The organism is Pseudomonas sp. RP-B7, from assembly GCF_059803535.1.
Genome location: NZ_JAPFHC010000020.1, coordinates 43,064 through 60,363 on the forward strand (window position 1 = coordinate 43,064; position 17,300 = coordinate 60,363).

Annotated in this window: 12 protein-coding genes and 2 pseudogenes; 8 read left to right on the forward strand and 6 right to left on the reverse strand. The window is 63.7% G+C overall.

The features are described 5' to 3' along the window. Window positions 1–39: 39 nt before the first annotated feature. A complete protein-coding gene (locus OPU96_RS18485; protein ID WP_498559482.1) occupies window positions 40–2,448 on the reverse strand; it encodes a glucose/quinate/shikimate family membrane-bound PQQ-dependent dehydrogenase in 2,409 nt (802 codons plus the stop codon). Between the two features lie 196 nt (window positions 2,449–2,644). On the opposite strand from OPU96_RS18485, the gene ltnD reads away from it, so the two are divergent. The 5 genes from ltnD (at window position 2,645) to otnI (ending at window position 7,904) form a co-directional block, all read left to right on the forward strand. After that, the gene (gene ltnD / locus OPU96_RS18490) at window positions 2,645–3,619 is read left to right on the forward strand and encodes an L-threonate dehydrogenase (protein ID WP_498559483.1); all 975 of its coding nucleotides are present in this window, start codon (window positions 2,645–2,647) and stop codon (window positions 3,617–3,619) included. Window positions 3,620–3,629: 10 nt separating this feature from the next. Continuing rightward, window positions 3,630–4,922 carry a 3-oxo-tetronate kinase gene (gene otnK / locus OPU96_RS18495; protein WP_498559484.1) on the forward strand — a complete coding sequence of 431 codons (1,293 nt, stop codon included), beginning with the start codon at window positions 3,630–3,632 and terminating at the stop codon, window positions 4,920–4,922. Then, a complete protein-coding gene (gene otnC, locus OPU96_RS18500) occupies window positions 4,919–5,563 on the forward strand; it encodes a 3-oxo-tetronate 4-phosphate decarboxylase (RefSeq protein ID WP_226455993.1) in 645 nt (214 codons plus the stop codon). The genes otnK and otnC overlap by 4 nt, the downstream gene beginning before the upstream one ends. 91 nt (window positions 5,564–5,654) lie before the next feature. Further along, window positions 5,655–7,115 carry a GntT/GntP/DsdX family permease gene (locus OPU96_RS18505; protein ID WP_226455992.1) on the forward strand — a complete coding sequence of 487 codons (1,461 nt, stop codon included), beginning with the start codon at window positions 5,655–5,657 and terminating at the stop codon, window positions 7,113–7,115. Window positions 7,116–7,130: 15 nt separating this feature from the next. Continuing rightward, window positions 7,131–7,904, forward strand: coding sequence for a 2-oxo-tetronate isomerase (gene otnI / locus OPU96_RS18510; protein ID WP_498559485.1), 774 nt, complete (start codon window positions 7,131–7,133; stop codon window positions 7,902–7,904). A gap of 39 nt (window positions 7,905–7,943) precedes the next feature. Here the strand turns inward: otnI and OPU96_RS18515 are convergent, their stop codons facing one another. The 5 genes and pseudogenes from OPU96_RS18515 to OPU96_RS18535 all read right to left on the reverse strand — a co-directional run bounded on the left by OPU96_RS18515 (window position 7,944) and on the right by OPU96_RS18535 (window position 12,232). Continuing rightward, window positions 7,944–8,759 carry a DeoR/GlpR family DNA-binding transcription regulator gene (locus OPU96_RS18515; protein ID WP_192300894.1) on the reverse strand — a complete coding sequence of 272 codons (816 nt, stop codon included), beginning with the start codon at window positions 8,757–8,759 and terminating at the stop codon, window positions 7,944–7,946. 94 nt (window positions 8,760–8,853) lie between these two features. Continuing rightward, window positions 8,854–9,369: pseudogene (locus tag OPU96_RS18520) on the reverse strand (methyl-accepting chemotaxis protein); the annotation flags it as partial. Between the two features lie 345 nt (window positions 9,370–9,714). Continuing rightward, window positions 9,715–10,902, reverse strand: a pseudogene (locus OPU96_RS18525) (HAMP domain-containing protein); the annotation flags it as partial. A gap of 42 nt (window positions 10,903–10,944) precedes the next feature. Next, a complete protein-coding gene (locus OPU96_RS18530) occupies window positions 10,945–11,835 on the reverse strand; it encodes a bestrophin family protein (RefSeq protein WP_226457796.1) in 891 nt (296 codons plus the stop codon). Between the two features lie 85 nt (window positions 11,836–11,920). Continuing rightward, on the reverse strand, window positions 11,921–12,232 hold the full coding sequence (locus tag OPU96_RS18535) for an ArsR/SmtB family transcription factor (protein WP_498559486.1): 312 nt from the start codon (window positions 12,230–12,232) through the stop codon (window positions 11,921–11,923). An 80-nt stretch (window positions 12,233–12,312) separates the two neighbouring features. On the opposite strand from OPU96_RS18535, the gene OPU96_RS18540 reads away from it, so the two are divergent. The 3 genes from OPU96_RS18540 (at window position 12,313) to OPU96_RS18550 (ending at window position 17,241) form a co-directional block, all read left to right on the forward strand. Then, entirely contained in the window at window positions 12,313–13,404 is a 1,092-nt protein-coding gene (locus OPU96_RS18540; protein ID WP_192300898.1) for an NADH:flavin oxidoreductase/NADH oxidase, read from the forward strand. Between the two features lie 212 nt (window positions 13,405–13,616). After that, on the forward strand, window positions 13,617–15,752 hold the full coding sequence (locus OPU96_RS18545; protein WP_498559487.1) for a TonB-dependent siderophore receptor: 2,136 nt from the start codon (window positions 13,617–13,619) through the stop codon (window positions 15,750–15,752). Between the two features lie 127 nt (window positions 15,753–15,879). Next, on the forward strand, window positions 15,880–17,241 hold the full coding sequence (locus tag OPU96_RS18550) for a hypothetical protein (RefSeq protein ID WP_498559488.1): 1,362 nt from the start codon (window positions 15,880–15,882) through the stop codon (window positions 17,239–17,241). Window positions 17,242–17,300: the final 59 nt, after the last annotated feature.

Genomic DNA, 17,300 nt, shown 5'->3' on the forward strand with positions numbered 1-17,300 from the left:
GAAAGCGCGGTGCAGAGGGCACCGCGCTTGATCGAGGGGTTAAGGCAGGGCGTAGGCGATCACGTAGTCGCCACGGTCAGTGGACTGGCGTGCACCGCCGGCGGTGATCACCACGTATTGCTTGCCGGTTTTCGGCGAGACGTAGGTCATCGGGCCGCCTTGGCTGCCGACGGGCAGGCGGGCTTTCCAGATTTCATCACCGTTGGCGCTGTTGAAGGCGCGCAGGTAGAAGTCCTGGGTGCCGGCGATAAAGATCAGGCCGCCTTGGGTCGACAGCGTGCCGCCGAGGGTCGGCAGGCCGATCTTGATCGGCAAGTGCATGCGGATGCCCAGGGGGCCGGTGTCTTCAACGGTGCCCACCGGCACTTGCCACGCGACCTTTTGGGTCTTCATGTCGATCGCGGTCAAGGTGCCGAACGGCGGCGCCTGGCACGGAATACCGGCCACCGACAGGAAGCGGTTTTTGTTCACGGCATACGGCGTGCCCTTGAGGGGCACGGCGCCCATGCCGGTGTTCAGCGCTTCGCCGCCGGACGCGGCCTGGGCCTTGTTCTGCGACGGTATCATCTGGATCCACAGGCCCAGGCGCATGTCGTTGACGAAGATAAAACCGTGCACCGGGTCGGTGGAAATGCTGCCCCAGTTCATGCCGCCCAGGGAGCCCGGGAAACTCAGGGATTTATCGGTGCCCGGCGCGGTGTACAGGCCGTCGTAGCGCATGCCCTTGAAGTCGATGCGGCACAGCAGTTGGTCGAACGGGGTGGCCCCCCACATGTCCGACTCGGTCAGGGTTTGCGCGCCGATCTGTGGCATACCCACAGATTTAGGCTGGGTCGGCGAGTAGGGTTCGTTGGGGATGTTGGCGGCCTTGACCGGTACTTCCTTAACCTCGGTCAGCGGCTTGCCGGTGGCGCGGTCGAGCACGTAGATCTGCCCGGCCTTGGTGCCGATCACGACTGCAGGCACGGCTTTGTCGGTGCCGGGTGCAGTGAAGTCGATCAGGCTTGGCTGCATCGGCAGGTCGAAGTCCCACAGGTCATTGTGGACGGTCTGGTACACCCACTTTTCGGCGCCGGTGGAGGCGTCCAGCGCGAGGACCGACGCGCCGTATTTGTGGTTCAACTGCGTGCGTTCAACCCCGTAGATGTCGGTGGACGAGCTGCCCATCGGCAAGAACAGGGTGTTCATCAGCGGGTCATAGGACATCGGCGCCCAGCTGTTTGGCGTGCTGCGCACGTAGGTGCTGCCCTCGGCCGGGGCTTGTTTGTCCTGTGGGTTGCCGGGGTCGAAGGCCCAGCGCATTTGCCCGGTGATCACGTCGAAGCCACGGATCACGCCGCCGGGCATGTCGGTCTGGACGTTGTCCGCCACGCGCCCGCCAACCACCACGGTGGTGCCAGCGATCAATGGCGCCGAGGACAGTTGGTAGTAGCTGTCCGGCACGTTGCCCAGGCCGGCTTTCAGATCCACTTGGCCGTGGTTACCGAAGTCTTCGCAGAACTTGCCGGTGTCGGCGTCCACGGCGATCAGGCGCGCATCGATGGTATTGGTCAGCAGGCGACGCTGGCACTGCGCACCGGCGGCGACACTGGCAGCAATGATCGGCGAGCTGTTGGGCTGGGTCGGCTGGGCAATCGGCGCGGTGGCGTCGAAGTAAGCCATGCCACGGCAACGCTGCCACACCGCCGACTTGGCGTTGACGTCGTTCTTCCACAGCTCTTTGCCGGTGTCGGCGTCGAGGGCGATCAGGTTGTTGTGGGGGGTGCAGATGAAGACTTTGTTGCCGATCTGCAAGGGCGTCAGTTGGTCTTCGGCGCCGTTGCCGTCGCTGAGGGCGACGTCACCTGTGTGGTAGGTCCACGCCACTTTGAGTTTGTTCACGGTGTCACGGTTGATCTGGTCCAGCGCGGCGAAACGGCTGCCGCCTTCGGTGTTGCCGTAGTGCGCCCAATCTTTCTGCGCATCGGCCGCCGCCACCGGGGTGATGCCCGGACCGGCACCCGTCGGCGCGACGCTGGGGTGGGCGACAAACATATTGCCCGCCGCCACTGCCACGCCGACCGCCAACACGGCGGCGACGCCATACGCGCCACGCGCCGGCTTGCCGGCCAGCAGCGGGTAAACCAGTGCCACCACCATGCCGATGGCCGCGAACATGAACAGCCGCGAGAACAGCGGCCAGAACACCAGGCCCACATCCGCCACGGCCCAGATCGCCGTGCCGACCAGGAACGCGGCGAACAGCCACGCGCCGGCTGGTTTCTGCCGCGCAATCAGCAGCCCGGAGACCGCCATGGCCAGGCCGCCGATCAGGAAATACCAGGAACCTCCAAGGCTGACCAGCCTGGCGCCGCCAACGGCCAGCGCCACGCCGAGCAGGGCGAGGATGACGCCCAATCCCAGCAGGAGAAATCTAGAGGCGCCCGTGGCGCGTGATGCTTGTTTCATGTCGACAGCACTCAAGGTGAATGGCAAAGAGAGAATGTTAGCAAGATAAGTAACTGGTTAGTACATTCTTGCGATAAGACGTAAGTAGCAGGTGATGTGATGATTCAAGCAGGGAGCGCGGCGCTTTGCCGGAAAAGACGCGATGTTAAAAAATGTTAGATTGAAAAAATACTTCACATAATCTGTTCATTGGTGGATGATCGATAGCAATTCCAACGCGGCTCGCCGGTGTGGCCTCAGCCGCCGTTTTCCCCTGGAGTACCCCATGAATAATAAGAATGTTGGTGTTGTCGGTCTGGGCGCGATGGGCCTGGGCATTGCCCGCTCGCTGCTGCGCGACGGCTTCAATGTGCATGCCTGTGACGTGCGTGACGCCGTCACCCGGCAGTTCGCAGGCGAAGGAGGGGTGGCCTGCACGTCTGCGGCGCAGATGGCCGAAGCCTGCGATGTGATCATCACCGTGGTGGTTAACGCCGAGCAGACCGAAACCGTGTTGTTCGGTGAAGGCGGGGCGGTGGCGGCACTGCGTCCGGGCGGCCTGCTGATCGGCTGCGCCACCGTGGCGCCGACCTATGCGGTTGACCTCGGCCAGCGCCTGGCGGAGCTGGGCCTGCTGTACCTCGATGCGCCGATCTCCGGCGGTGCGGCCAAGGCTGCCGCCGGTGAAATGACCATGATGACCTCCGGCCCGCACGCTGCTTACGCCAAGGCTGAGGCCGTGCTGGCCGGCATGGCGGGCAAGGTCTATCGCCTGGGCGATGTCCATGGCCTGGGCTCCAAAGTCAAAATCATCAACCAGTTGCTCGCCGGCGTGCACATCGCTGCGTCTGCCGAAGCCATGGCCCTGGGCCTGCGCGAAGGCGTCGACGCCGATGCCTTGTATGAAGTCATCACCCACAGCGCCGGCAACTCGTGGATGTTCGAAAACCGCGTGCCGCACATTCTGAAGGCGGACTACACGCCGCTGTCGGCGGTGGATATTTTCGTCAAGGACCTTGGCCTGGTGCTGGATACCGCCCGTGCGAGCAAATTCCCGCTGCCGCTGTCGGCCACCGCACATCAGATGTTCATGCAGGCCTCCAGTGCCGGTTTCGGCCGCGAGGACGACTCGGCGGTGATCAAGATTTTCCCCGGCATCGACCTGCCGACCGCCAAGCCCGACTCTGTTTAAGGAACGCGTCATGACGACTGCCAACGCGCGCCCATTGCTGGGCTGCATCGCCGACGATTTCACCGGCGCCACCGACCTTGCCAACATGCTCGTGCGCGGTGGCATGCGCACGGTGCAGAGTATCGGCATCCCCAGTCGCGAAGTCGCGGCCGGGCTGGATGCGGATGCAATTGTCATCGCCCTGAAGTCGCGCACCACCCCGGCAGCCGAGGCGGTTGCTGAATCCCTGGCCGCACTGGAGTGGCTGCGCGCACAGGGCTGCGAGCAGATTTTCTTCAAGTACTGTTCCACCTTCGATTCCACCGCCGCGGGCAATATCGGCCAGGTCAGCGAGGCCTTGCTCAAGGCCCTGGGCAGCGACTTCACCCTGGCGTGCCCGGCGTTTCCGGAAAACGGTCGGACGATTTTCCGTGGCCACTTGTTTGTGCAGGACCAACTGCTCAGCGAATCCGGCATGCAGCATCATCCGTTGACGCCGATGGGCGACGCCAATCTGGTGCGTGTGCTGCAAAGCCAGACCCAGCTGCCGGTCGGCCTCCTGCGTTACGACGCGATTGGCGCCGGGGTCGAGGCGACCCGCGCCAAGATCGCCGAACTGCGTGGGCAAGGCGTGGGCATCGCCATCGCCGATGCGCTGTCGGACCGCGACCTCTACACCCTGGGCAGTGCCTGCGCGGACTTGCCGTTGCTGACCGGCGGCTCGGGCCTGGCATTGGGCCTGCCGGACAATTTCCGCCGCGCCGGCAAATTGCGTGACTTCGATGTCGCCACGTTGCCCTCGGTCAGCGGCGGCGAAGTGGTGTTGGCGGGCAGTGCATCGGTAGCGACCCTGGGCCAGGTGGCAGCCTGGCAGGAAGCCGGGCGCCCGGCGTTGCGCATCGATCCGCTGGCCCTGGCGGCCGGTGAACCGGTGGTGGCCCAGGCCCTGGCGTTTGCCCGCGACAGCGCGCACACCGTGTTGATCTACGCCACCAGCACCCCGGCCGAGGTCAAGGCGGTGCAACAACAATTGGGCGTCGAACGCGCCGGAGCCCTGGTCGAGGACGCGCTGGGCGAGATCGCCAGCGGCCTGCGCACAAGTGGCGTGCGGCGCTTTGTGATCGCCGGCGGCGAAACCTCCGGCGCGGTGGTCAAGGCGCTGGGCGTCAACCTGTTGCAGATCGGCGCGCAGATCGATCCGGGCGTGCCGGCTACCCTCAGCGGTGGTGCCGAGCCGTTGGCGCTGGCGTTGAAATCGGGCAACTTCGGCGGTCGCGATTTCTTCGCCAAGGCCCTCGCGCAACTGGCCGGAGGTGCGCAATGAGCGGCATCGACGAACAGGCCCAGCGCGACGAAATCTGCGAGGTTGGCCGCAGCCTGTATCAGCGCGGCTACACCGTGGGCAGTGCCGGCAATATCAGCGCGCGCCTCGACGATGGCTGGCTGATTACGCCGACGGATATCTGCCTCGGGCGCCTGACCCCGGCCGCCATCGCCAAGGTCAACCTGAAAGGCGAGTGGGTCAGCGGTGAAAAGCCGTCCAAGACCCTGGCCCTGCATCGCCAGGTGTACGACCGCAACCCTTCGGTGGGCGGCGTGGTGCATACCCATTCGACCCATCTGGTGGCGCTGACCCTGGCCGGGGTGTGGCGCGCGGACGACATCTTGCCGCCGCTCACGCCGTATCAGGTGATGAAGGTCGGGCACATTCCCTTGATCGGCTACCAGCGCCCCGGCTCCCCAATGGTTGCCGAGCAAGTTGCACAACTGGCCAACAGCGTGCGCGGTGTGATGCTCGAACGCCTCGGGCCGGTGGTCTGGGAAAGCTCGGTGGCCAAGGCCAGCTACGCCCTGGAAGAACTGGAAGAAACCGCGCGGCTCTGGTTGATGAGCAACCCACGGCCCGCGCCGCTGGACCAGGCTGCACTGGATGAACTGCGCGAGACGTTCGGCGCGCACTGGTAACCCCAACATTGCACGCGTTGCCCCGAGGCCCTGGTCAGGGACTCGACGGCCCCGGCTTGCGTAAAAAACAATAACAACAGGACATTTTCGAATGAGCCCACTGATTTTGATGTTGACCGCCGGTGCGGGTATCGCGCTGTTGCTGTTTCTGGTCCTCAAGTACAAATTCCAGCCGTTTGTCGCGCTGATGCTGGTGAGTATCGTGGTGGCCCTGGTTGCCGGGGTGAAACCCGCCGACCTGGTCGCGACCATCGAAGGCGGCATGGGCAAGACCCTTGGCCATATCGCGATCATCATTGCCCTGGGCGCGATGATCGGGCGCATCATCGAACTCTCCGGCGGCGCCGAGGCCCTGGCCAAATCGCTGATCGAGCGCTTCGGCAACAGCCGCACGCCGCTGGCGCTGACCATTGCCGGGTTCATCATCGGCGTGCCGGTGTTCTTTGAAGTCGGGGTGATCATCCTGATGCCGCTGGCCTATGGCGTGGCTCGCCGCGCCCGCAAACCGCTGCTGATTTTTGCGCTGCCGATGTGTGCGGCATTGCTGACCGTGCATGCGTTCCTGCCACCCCATCCGGGTGCCGTGGCGGCCGCCAGCCAACTGGGGGCGGACCTGGGGCGGGTGCTGATGTTCGGCCTGCCGATGACCGCATTGCTGTGCTACATCGGTTATCGCGTGGCGGGGCGCATGACCCGCCGTTTCTACCCGATGACCGACGACATCCGCGCCGAAGTCTACGGCCCGCACGTGACCAACGCCGACTTGCAGGCCTGGAACAATGGCGGCCAGCAGGCCGTACAACAAGCGGCCGTGGCCGAGTCCCACATGGGCCTGGAAGAATCCACCAGCGCCATCGCCGCCAAGCTGCCGGCGGCGCCTGCACCGGGTTTTGGCTTGATTGTCAGCCTGATCCTGCTGCCGATTGTGTTGATCCTGTTGGGTACCCTGGCGACTTCGCTGTTGCCGGTCGAGTCGACCTTGCGTGGAGTGATGACGGTGCTCGGCGCGCCGCTGGTCGCGCTGCTGATCGACACCTTGCTGTGCGCCTGGCTACTGGGCTCGCGCCGTGGCTGGAGCCGCAGCCAGGTATCGGATGTGATTGGTTCGGCGTTGCCGGGCGTGGCCATGGTGATCCTCATTGCCGGTGCCGGTGGTGTGTTCGGCAAGGTGCTGGTGGACACCGGCATCGGCGCGGTAGTCTCCGACATGCTGCGTACCACCGGCTTGCCGGTGCTGGCCCTGGGCTTTTTGTTGACCATGCTGCTGCGTGCGGTGCAGGGTTCCACGACCGTCGCGCTGGTGACCACGGCCGGGATCATCAGCCCGTTGATCGTCACCCTCAACCTCACGCCCAACCACCTGGCGCTGCTGTGCCTGGCCATGGGCGGTGGCGGGCTGGCGATGTCGCATATCAACGACGCCGGCTACTGGATTTTCACCAAGCTCGCCGGGCTCAACGTGGCGGACGGTCTGCGCACGTGGACGGTGATCACCACCTTGCTCGGCACCTTGGGGTTCTTGATTACCCTAATGATCTGGCCTTTTGTCTGACTTCCAGGAGTTCCCATGCCTCGCTTTGCTGCCAACCTGAGCATGCTGTATCCGCAACACGACTTTCTCCAGCGGTTCGCCGCGGCGAAAGCCGATGGGTTTGATGCGGTGGAATACCTGTTTCCCTACGACTACAGCGCGGCCGAGCTCAAGCAGCGCCTGAGCGACAACGGTTTGGTCCAGGCCCTGTTCAATGCACCGCCGGGTGACTGGGCGGCGGGGGAGCGCGGCATCGCCACGCTGCCGGGGCGCGAGGCCGAGTTTCGCCTGGGCTTCGACCGCGCGCTGGAATACGCCGCCGTGCTCGGCAACGACCGCATCCACGTGATGGCCGGCCTGTTGCCGTCGGAAAGCCTGCGCCAGCGCCACCACGCCGTGTACCTGGAAAACCTCGCCTACGCCAGCGCCGCAGCGACCCGGGTCGGGGTGACGGTGTTGCTGGAGCCGATCAACACCCGTGACATGCCGGGGTTCTTCCTCAACCGCCAGGACCAGGCCCAGGCCATCTGCCGTGAAGTGGGGGCGAGCAACCTCAAAGTGCAGTTCGACTGCTACCACTGCCAGATTGTCGAGGGGGATGTGGCGACCAAGCTGCGGCGTGATTTCAACGGCATCGGCCATATCCAGATCGCCGGCGTACCGGACCGCCATGAGCCGGACTCGGGCGAGTTGAACTACGGCTACCTGTTCGGCCTGATGGACCAATTGGGCTACACCGGCTGGGTTGGCTGCGAGTACCGGCCAAGGGGCGACACCTCGGTGGGCCTGCAATGGTTGCGTGATCTGTAACGGACCCGCGTTCGGCAAGCCCGCTCACTACGGGTTTTATCAGTTTGGTTGGGTTGGCAGCATCAGCTCGATGCCGCGCTTGCGGATGCCGTCCGCCGCCGCCGGGGCGAGGGCGTCGTCGCTGATGATCACGTCGAACGGTTCCAACCCGGCAATCCGGTACATGCTGAAGGTGCCGTACTTGGAACTGCTTGCCACCAGCACCACCTGCGCCGCCGATTGCATGGCCACTTGCTTGACCTCCACCTTCAGCGCCGAGGGGGTGGTGATGCCACGGTGCAGGTCCCAGGAGCTGGTAGACATGAACGCGATGTCGGTGACCACCTGACGCAAGGTCGCCACCGCCAGCCCGCCGACCGAAGAATGGTTGTCATGGTCCAGCTGCCCGCCGGTGTGGATGACGGTCACCTGTTGCGCATCCATCAAGGCCTGCACAATGCCGAAGTCGTTGGTCACCACCGTCATCCCCGACAGCGCCTTGATATAGGGCACGATCTCCAGGGTGCTGGTACCCGCATCCAGGTACACCGTCATGTCCGCGTGCAGCAAACGCGCGGCCAGGCGCGCCATGGCCTGTTTCTGCGGCAGTTCCACCACGGCCTTGGACTGATGGCTCGGCTCGCTGTGCAACTGGCTGGCGATACGCACCCCTCCGGTGACCGAATAGGCCCGGCCTTCCTGCTCCAGCAGCGCGATGTCGCGGCGCACGGTCATGTGCGAGCAGTCGAACATCTCCATCAGCTGGTGCACGCTCATCACCTGATGCTTGCGCAACTGCCGCAGGATTTGCTCGCGACGCTGCTCGGGAATCATCGGGGTGCTGCTGTCGGCAGCAGTGTCCTTGGGGTTGGGCATTGGCGTTCCGGGTCGGTCTGGGGGCTGGTGCACATAGTAGCGAATACACGCAGCGTTCGCCTGCTCCCTGCAGGCGAACCCAGGCTGAGGTTATCTAGTATTTGAACCGGCCCACCAACCCCTTGAGCTGCCCCGAAATATCCGTAAGCCGGCCTGAACCGGCCTGCGCCGAGTGGGCGAAGCCTTCAACCAGTTGCGCATCGGCATGAATCTGCGCGATGTGCCGGTTGATCTCTTCGGCCACCTGGTGCTGTTCTTCGGCGGCGGTAGCGATCTGGGTGTTCTGGTCGCGGATCGAGTCCACCGAGCCCAGAATCTTGTCAAAGCTGTCGCGGGCCTGCTGGATGCGATCCACGCTGGTCTGCGAGACCAGCAGGCTGCCCTGCATCTGCAAGGTGACTTCCTGGGTGCGCCGGGCGAGGTTGCCCAGCAGGCTGTCGATCTCGCCGGTGGAATCGGCGGTGCGGCGGGCGAGGGCGCGCACTTCGTCGGCCACCACCGCAAAGCCGCGACCTTGGTCGCCGGCACGCGCGGCTTCGATGGCGGCGTTGAGCGCGAGCAGGTTGGTCTGTTCGGCAATCGAACGGATGGTGTCGAGGATGGTGTTGATGTTCTGGCTGTCCTGCTCCAGCAACTGCATGGTCTGGGTCGACTTTTGCAGGTCTTCGCTGAGCTTGAGTACGCTGCCGGTGGCTTCGCCGATGTGCTGCTGGCCGTTGTGTACGTCGCGGTAGCCCTCATCGGCACTGGTGGCGGCGGCGCTGCACGAGCGTGCGACTTCGTTGGAAGTGGCGACCATCTCGTTGAACGCGGTGCTGACCAGTTCCACGGCTTCGCGCTGGCGGCCGGCGGCCTGGTTCATGTTGTTGGCGACGTCGCTGGTGTCGGCGGCGGCGCTTTGCAGGTCGTTGGACGCACTGCCGATACGCTGCACCAACTGCGCAATCGCGCCGAGGAACTGGTTGAACCAGCCGGCCAGGGTTGCGGTTTCGTCCTTGCCTTGCACGCTGAGTTTGCGCGTCAGGTCGCCTTCACCTTCGGCGATTTCCTGCAGGCCATCGGCCACGCCGCGGATCGGCCGCACGATCATGCTGGCGAAACTCGCACCGACGAGGGCGAACACCACGGCCAGCGCGGCGGCGATGGCGGCGATCAGCCAGGTCAGGCTGGAGGCGCCGGCCATCACCTCGTCGCGCTTGATCAGGCCGATGAAGCGCCAGCCCAGGTCTTTGGAGCTGACCACGTTGACCATGTAAGGCACGCCGTCGATCTCGATCTGGGTCGCGCCGTCAGTGCGCTTGGCCAGTTCGGCGTATTGCGGGCCGAGGTCGGCCAGGGGCTTGAAGTTGTGCTTGGCATCGCTGGGGTCTACCAGCACGTTGCCGTTGCCTTCCACCAGCATCAGGTAACCGCTGTCGCCCAGTTTGATGTTGCGCACCAGTTCGGTGAGTTGCTTGAGCGACACGTCCAGGCCAACCACGCCGAGGATGTTGCCGGTGGCGTCGGCAACGGTGTGCACGGTGCCGATCAGCACCACATCGTCCGGCGCCCAGTAGTACGCTCCGGTACGCACGGTAGTGCCCGGTGCGGCGATGGCGGCTTTATACCAAGGGCGCACGCGTGGGTCGTAGTTGTTCAGCTTGGTGTCGTCGGGGTAGCTGGCGTAACCGCCGTCGGCGAGGCCGAGGGACAGGTAGGCGGTGCTGGGATGGCTTTTGGCGAACTGGTCGAAAATCGCCAGCAGCTCTTTATTCGTTTGGGTCAGGGGGATTTGCGCGGCGTCGGCACCGGCGTAGCTCTTGAGGTCTTTGGCCGCGACAACGCGCGGGTCCTTGGCCACATATTCAACGTTCTGGCTGATGCCGTCGAAGAATTGCTTCATGCCATTGTCGATCTGGCGGATCTCGCGGCTACTGCTGTCGAGGAAGTTGGCCACGGCCGCATCCCGCAGGTTCAGTACCACCAGCACGGCCACCAGGATCACCGGCACGCATGCGATGGTCGCAAACGCCCAGGTCAGCTTGTGTTTGATATTCATGACATCTCCCGCAGGGTACTTATTAGAGTTGGCAAGGCGGAGAAAAGCAGCGAAGAGCGTCGCATGTGTTGTTTTTAGGGGGGGATTGCCCATGCGTACCCCCATATATCGACCAGCAGGGCACGCACTTTAGGCCTTGGGCAGCGTTTAGCCGATACGCTCGCCACCCAGTGCATCGCGCTGCATCGATTGCAGGTTTTTTTCAATGGTTTCGCAGATGGTGTCCATCTGGATCTGGTGTTCGCTGGAGTAGAACGGGCTTTGCAGGTCGGTGCCGATACGCTCGATGGCCAGCAGCATGAAGCCCACCACCGTGGAGGCCAGCGGGGTGAACCAGCCGAGGGACTCCACCAGGCCCACCGGCACGATCAGGCAGAACAGTGAAATGAATAGGCGCGGGAAGTACACGTAGGGGTAGGGCAGTGGGGTGTTGGCGATGCGCTCCATGCCGCCCTGGGCGTTGGACAGGTCCACCAGGGTCGATTCCAGCCGCGCCAGGCGGATGCTGTCGAGGTGGCCGGCCTTGTACTCCCTGGCGAGCAAAGTCGCCGAACCGGTAAGGATGTCGTTGGCAAAATTGTTGGTGGCGCCGCTGCGGGCGAACTCATCGGCGGGGATAAACGCACGGACCTCGTCAGGGCACGGCTGGCCCTTGAGGTGCGCGGCCAGGCAATTCACATAGGCCACATGCCGACGCAGCAGGGTGGCCTTGACCGGGTTCACTTCGTCGTCCGGGTCATCCAGCAGCGTCAGCACCTGGCGCGCAAAGCTGCGCGAATTATTGACCATCGCCCCCCACAGCGTGCGCGCCTCCCACCAACGGTTATAGGCGCTGCTGTTGCGAAAACTGATCAGCACCACCAGCGCCGAGCCGAGCAGGGTCAAGGGCATCAGCGGCAGGTTGATCTTGTAGGTGAGGAACAGCATGAAGTCCACGGTGACGGCGACGTCCCACAGCAACAGCCAGAACAGGGCCCAACCGACGTAGCCCATGGTTTTGATGATCAGGCGGTATTTCTTGATGATGGCGGCTTTCAAACGACGACCTCGCGACGAGCGGTGGGCAACAGTGCCTTAGCTCGGACGCGGGGTAGGGGGGAAAGGTTCGCTGCTGAAACGTTTCTTATTGCTGGGCGAGGATGCTGGCGAGCAAGCCCGGGAAGCGGGTTTCCAGCTCATCGCCGCGCAATGAGTTCATGTGCGTGGTCCCCACATTGCGCGTCTGCACCAGCCCGGCATCGCGCAACACACGAAAGTGGTGGGACATGCTCGACTTGGGCCGCCCGCCATCCAGTTCACCACAGCTGGCTTCGGCAACACCGGCCAGGCAACGCACGATTTCCAGGCGCACCGGGTCGCTCAGCGCGTAGAGCACGCGTTCGAGGGTGAGGTCTTGGATAAGGGGGTGTTTGAAGGCTCGCATGAAACGAATCATAACAGGGGGCTATCGCTGAATACCATAGTTCGATTACCATCGAACTATCGAATCAACCACCCCCTTGCTGGAGTCGTCCCATGGCCGCCTTGTTCGAACCGTTCAAACTCAAAGACGTCACCCTGCGCAACCGCATCGCCATCCCGCCGATGTGCCAGTACATGGCCGATGACGGCATCGTCAACGACTGGCACCACGTGCACCTGGCCAGCATGGCCCGTGGTGGGGCAGGGCTGGTGGTGGTCGAGGCCACCGCCGTGGCGCCGGAAGGCCGTATCACCCCGGGTTGCGCGGGGATCTGGAGCGATGCCCATGCGGCCGCGTTTGTGCCGATGGTCAAGGCGATCAAGGCTGCCGGCTCGGTGCCGGGCATCCAGATCGGCCACGCCGGGCGCAAGGCCAGTGCCAACCGCCCGTGGGAAGGCGATGACCATATGCCCGCTTCCGACGCCCGCGCGTGGGAAACCATCGCGCCGTCGGCGATTGCCTTTGGTGCCAACCTGCCACAAGTGCCTCGCGCCATGACCCTGGACGACATCGCCCGCGTACGCCAGGACTTCGTCGACGCCGCTCGCCGTGCCCGCGACGCCGGTTTTGAATGGATCGAGCTGCACTTCGCCCACGGCTACCTGGGCCAGAGTTTCTTCTCCGAACACTCCAACCAGCGCACCGACGCCTACGGTGGCAGCTTTGACAACCGCAGCCGCTTCCTTCTGGAAACCCTGGCCGCCGTGCGCGAAGTCTGGCCGGAAAACCTGCCGCTGACCGCGCGTTTCGGTGTGCTCGAATACGACGGCCGTGACGAGCAGACCCTCACCGAATCCATCGAACTGGCCCGTCGTTTCAAGGCCGGTGGCCTGGACCTGTTGAGCGTCAGCGTCGGCTTTACCATCCCGGACACCCATATCCCGTGGGGCCCGGCATTCATGGGTCCGATTGCCGAGCGCGTACGCCGCGAAGCCGGTATCCCGGTGACTTCGGCGTGGGGGTTTGGCACGCCGCATCTGGCGGAAGAAGCCTTGCAGGCCGGGCATCTGGACCTGGTTTCGGTCGGCCGTGCCCATTTGGCTGATCCGCATTGGGCGTACTTTGCGGCCAAGGAACTGGGCGTGGAGAAGGCGTCGTGGACCTTGCCGGCGCCTTACGCGCATTGGTTGGAGCGCTATCGCTGATTGGCGATAACGCCAAGGCTGGAAAAAATCCAACGGTGGAAGGGGGCTTGCTCCCTCCCACCGTTGCTTCGCGTCAAGCCGATACAAAGTGGTTACCCGAAAAATAGTGAATGAGAACGCATATCAATTGGTCTGCGGTTGGTATAGCATCGCGCCGCGAAAATCTGGCAGCTATGCCGCTCCATTTGGCTCATTCACTAGGTTCATCATTCATGCGTCGTACCCTGGTTTCCATTTGTGTGCTTCAGGCGTTTTCCCCCGTCACCTGGGCAGAAGTCGCCCCGACCGACAAAGCCAGCGTGGAGTTGCAAGCCACCTCCATCACCGGCACCGCGGACTACGAGACCGCCCAAGGCCCGGTCAAGGGATACCTCGCCACACGTTCCGCCAGTGCGACGCGCACCGACACCTCGATCCATGAAACCCCGCAATCCATCAGCGTAGTGACCAAGGATGCCGTCGAAGACATCGGCGCCACCCGTCTGCAAGACGCGCTGGACTACGCCGGCGGCGTCGGGCGTGCCAACAACTTCGGCGGCCAGGGCCTCACTACCTTCACTGTGCGCGGTTTCACCACCGGCGAGTTCTACCGCAACGGGTTCCCGATCAACCGTGGCTACCCGAACATGCCGGACGCCAACACCATCGAACGCCTCGAAGTACTGCGCGGCCCGGCCACTATGCTTTACGGCCGTGGCGACCCAGGCGGCACCTTCAATGTGGTGTCCAAGCAACCACTGCCCGAGCGCACCGTGACCCTGGGCAGCCAACTGAATGACCAAGGCATGAAGCGCGGCACCCTCGACGCCTCCGGCCCGCTGGATGACGAAGGCCGCTTGGCCTATCGCCTGAACGTGGTGGGCGAGGGCGGCGAGACCTTTCGTGATCATGTGGAAACCGAGCGCTACGGCGTGACGCCAGTGATCACCTGGCAGGCCAGCGACGACACCAAGGTGATCTTCGAAGGCGACTTCATGCGCAACAACCACCCGCTGGACCGTGGCCTGACGCGCTTCGCCAATCAAAAAGGCACCGCGTCCCGCGATACGTTCTGGGGCGACAAGGATGTGGGCAAGCTGCACAACGACAACAGCATGGCGCAGTTGCGCTTTGAGCATCTGCTGAATGAGAACTGGACCTTGGGCGGTGGATTCCAGTGGTTGGATGGGACGTTGCAGGGCAATGCTATTGAGGCCAACGGTCCCGCCAGCCTGAACGCCGACGGTCGCACCCTGCAACGCAACTTCAACTACCGCAAGCTGGAATGGACCGACAAAGACACCCAGCTCAACCTCACCGGGCATTTCTCCGCAGGCGGCTTCGAGCACACCTTGCTGACCGGTGTCGAATTTGAAAACTACGACTACAAATCGATCATCCAGCGCTCCAGTGCGGCGGCTGGCACTTACCCCATCGACATCTTCGATCCGGTCTACGGCCAGGCACGTCCGCCGCTCACCCGCACACCGACCCATGACAAGGAAAACCTCAAGACTTACGCCGCATTCGTGCAGGACCAGGTTGCGCTCACCGAGCGCCTGAAAGTGCTGGCCGGCGCGCGTTTCGAGCGCTTCGAACATGACTACGAAAGCTATGTGAGCGGTGTCAAACCCTGGAGCGCCGCGGACAACGCGGTCACTCCGCGCGTGGGTGTGACCTACGACCTCACCGACACCGTAGCGATCTACGCCGACGCTGCGCGTTCGTTCAAGCCAAACACCGGCGCGGCCCGCGTCGGTGGCGGGTTCGAGCCGGAGAAGGGCAAGTCCTATGAGATGGGTGTGAAGTGGGAAGCACTGGATCGCCAGCTGAGCGTCGATGCCGCGATCTATCAGATCGAGAAGAAAAACGTCCTCGCCACCGACCCGGTGGATTCGGCCTTCAGCGTTGCCGCAGGCCAGGTACGCAGCCGTGGTTTCGATCTCAACGTGGCGGGCAACCTTACGCCGCAATGGCGGGTCATCGGCGGCTATGCCTATGTAGACGCCGAAGTCACTAAGGACACCACGCTCCGCTCCGGCACCCGCCTGATGAACATCCCGCGCAACAGCTTCAGCCTGCTCAACGTGTACGAGTTCCAGGACGGCACGCTGAAGGGCCTTGGCCTGGGTGCAGGTGCCAAATACGTGGATGAGCGCGCAGGCCAGACGGCAAACACCTCGTTCGCCATGGATGCCTACACCGTCGTCGACCTGCTTGGCTACTACAAGGTCAACGACAAAGTACGCCTCAACCTCGACGTGAAAAACCTGTTCAACCGCGACTATGAAGAAGGTGCATTCGGCAACTTCTACGCCTACCCCGGTGCCCCCCGCACCGTCCAGGTCGGCATCGCCTACACCCTGTAAAACCCCGCGCGGCTTGCAGCCAATTGCAAGCCGCGTCACACCCCTGACAAATCCCCGCCGATAAGCATTTACGTCCACCCCCATTCGATGAGAAAAGCATGTCCATTTTCCCGGATATGGACATCTCATGCCTCGTTCAACCCTGATAGCCCGTGTGCTTTTCACGCTGGTGGTCGTCCTGGCGCTCTGGTACTGCTGGATTCTCATCAGCGCCACCCAGCAAATCGGCGGCGCCAGCCCCGCTCAACAGACCCTCGGCACCTTGCCCGGCGTGCGGCCACGGGCGGTCGCCAAGGACTGCACCGGGGTGGTGGTGACCGCCCAGGGCACGTGGCTGGTGGGGCGTGTGGAAAATGAATATGAACAGCTGGCGCCGTCGGCCGAGCGCATCGACCTGAATGGGTTGGTTGCCGGCAAACCACGGGACACGTCCCAAACCAGCGTTATCGCGCGCCTGGATGCCGACGGCGTGTTCAAGCCGGTAGCGCAGGTCAGTGGCACGGCGTGCCTGGTGACGAGTGCAGACGGTGCAAGGGTTGTGCTGTTGACGGACATTTATCGGGCCGACGATGGGGGCGCCCAGAACGTGGTGTTTCGCAGCGATGACCAGGGCAAAAGCTGGGCGTGGCTGCGCGACGGGTTTTTCCCTGACGTGAGCGGTGCGGCCACCACGATCACACCGTACTTCTACGGCAAGGACGAGGTCTGGGCCTGGCGCTGGGCCGACGACATCGAGCCGCTGTCCGGGGTGTTTTACTCCGCCGATGGCGGTGCCCACAGCACGCCGATCACGGTGACAGAGCCGCTGGCAGTGACCGCCGACTACGTGCGCAGCCAGCATCCGGACATCCAGGAGTGGCGCGACTCGGTCGACCAACTCACCCACGTCCTGCAAGTCAGCCCGCAGCGTGCGTTTATCTGGGTGTCCCAGCGTTATTGGGCCAGCCATCCCGATGGCAAGAGCGATAACCTGGCGTTCAGCGTCACCACCCGTGTGCAGGTGCAACGCGTGGCTGGGCAGTGGCAAGTGGAGAACCTGCAGCGGGACAACGGCCTGTATATCTCCGAACTGGCCGACAACGGCGCCGGTCGTGTGATCGGGCTGATCGACCAGGGCTCCAGCGGTCGCACGCTGGTCGCCGAGCTGGACACGGGCAGCCTGGCCTGGAAACCCCTGGGCGAGTTACCCAACGTGTTCTCCCCACTGCCCGCCAAGACCCGGGCGTTCGGGCTGTGGGTAGGACGCAACAGCCTGCTGGTCAACACCTACAGCGGCCACCGTCCGCCGCGTTGGCTGTATTGGTGGAGTGAGGCGAACATCTCGGCCGACGCGGTGTTCTATTCCCAGGACTGGGGCCAGTCCTGGAAACGCCTGGCGTTGGACGGCTACATGGGCGTGCGCGGGTTTGAGGGCAAAAGCGACCGGGTGATCTGGAGCCAGCAGGATTACGGCGCCGACACCGTCCTCAACACCTACCGCTTGCACTAAACCCCGTAGTGAGCGGGCTTGCCCGCGCCGGGCGGCGAAGCCGCCCCAAATCCAGCCCC

Excerpts from the sequence above, each read along its gene's own strand:
- ltnD (WP_498559483.1), top strand. The coding sequence starts at position 2,645 with ATGATCGATAGCAATTCCAACGCGGCTCGCCGGTGTGGCCTCAGCCGC.
- OPU96_RS18505 (WP_226455992.1), top strand. The coding sequence starts at position 5,655 with ATGAGCCCACTGATTTTGATGTTGACCGCCGGTGCGGGTATCGCGCTG.
- OPU96_RS18540 (WP_192300898.1), top strand. The coding sequence starts at position 12,313 with ATGGCCGCCTTGTTCGAACCGTTCAAACTCAAAGACGTCACCCTGCGC.
- otnC (WP_226455993.1), top strand. The coding sequence starts at position 4,919 with ATGAGCGGCATCGACGAACAGGCCCAGCGCGACGAAATCTGCGAGGTT.
- OPU96_RS18545 (WP_498559487.1), top strand. The coding sequence starts at position 13,617 with ATGCGTCGTACCCTGGTTTCCATTTGTGTGCTTCAGGCGTTTTCCCCC.
- OPU96_RS18515 (WP_192300894.1), bottom strand. The coding sequence starts at position 8,759 with ATGCCCAACCCCAAGGACACTGCTGCCGACAGCAGCACCCCGATGATT.
- otnK (WP_498559484.1), top strand. The coding sequence starts at position 3,630 with ATGACGACTGCCAACGCGCGCCCATTGCTGGGCTGCATCGCCGACGAT.
- OPU96_RS18550 (WP_498559488.1), top strand. The coding sequence starts at position 15,880 with ATGCCTCGTTCAACCCTGATAGCCCGTGTGCTTTTCACGCTGGTGGTC.
- otnI (WP_498559485.1), top strand. The coding sequence starts at position 7,131 with ATGCCTCGCTTTGCTGCCAACCTGAGCATGCTGTATCCGCAACACGAC.
- OPU96_RS18535 (WP_498559486.1), bottom strand. The coding sequence starts at position 12,232 with ATGATTCGTTTCATGCGAGCCTTCAAACACCCCCTTATCCAAGACCTC.
- OPU96_RS18485 (WP_498559482.1), bottom strand. The coding sequence starts at position 2,448 with ATGAAACAAGCATCACGCGCCACGGGCGCCTCTAGATTTCTCCTGCTG.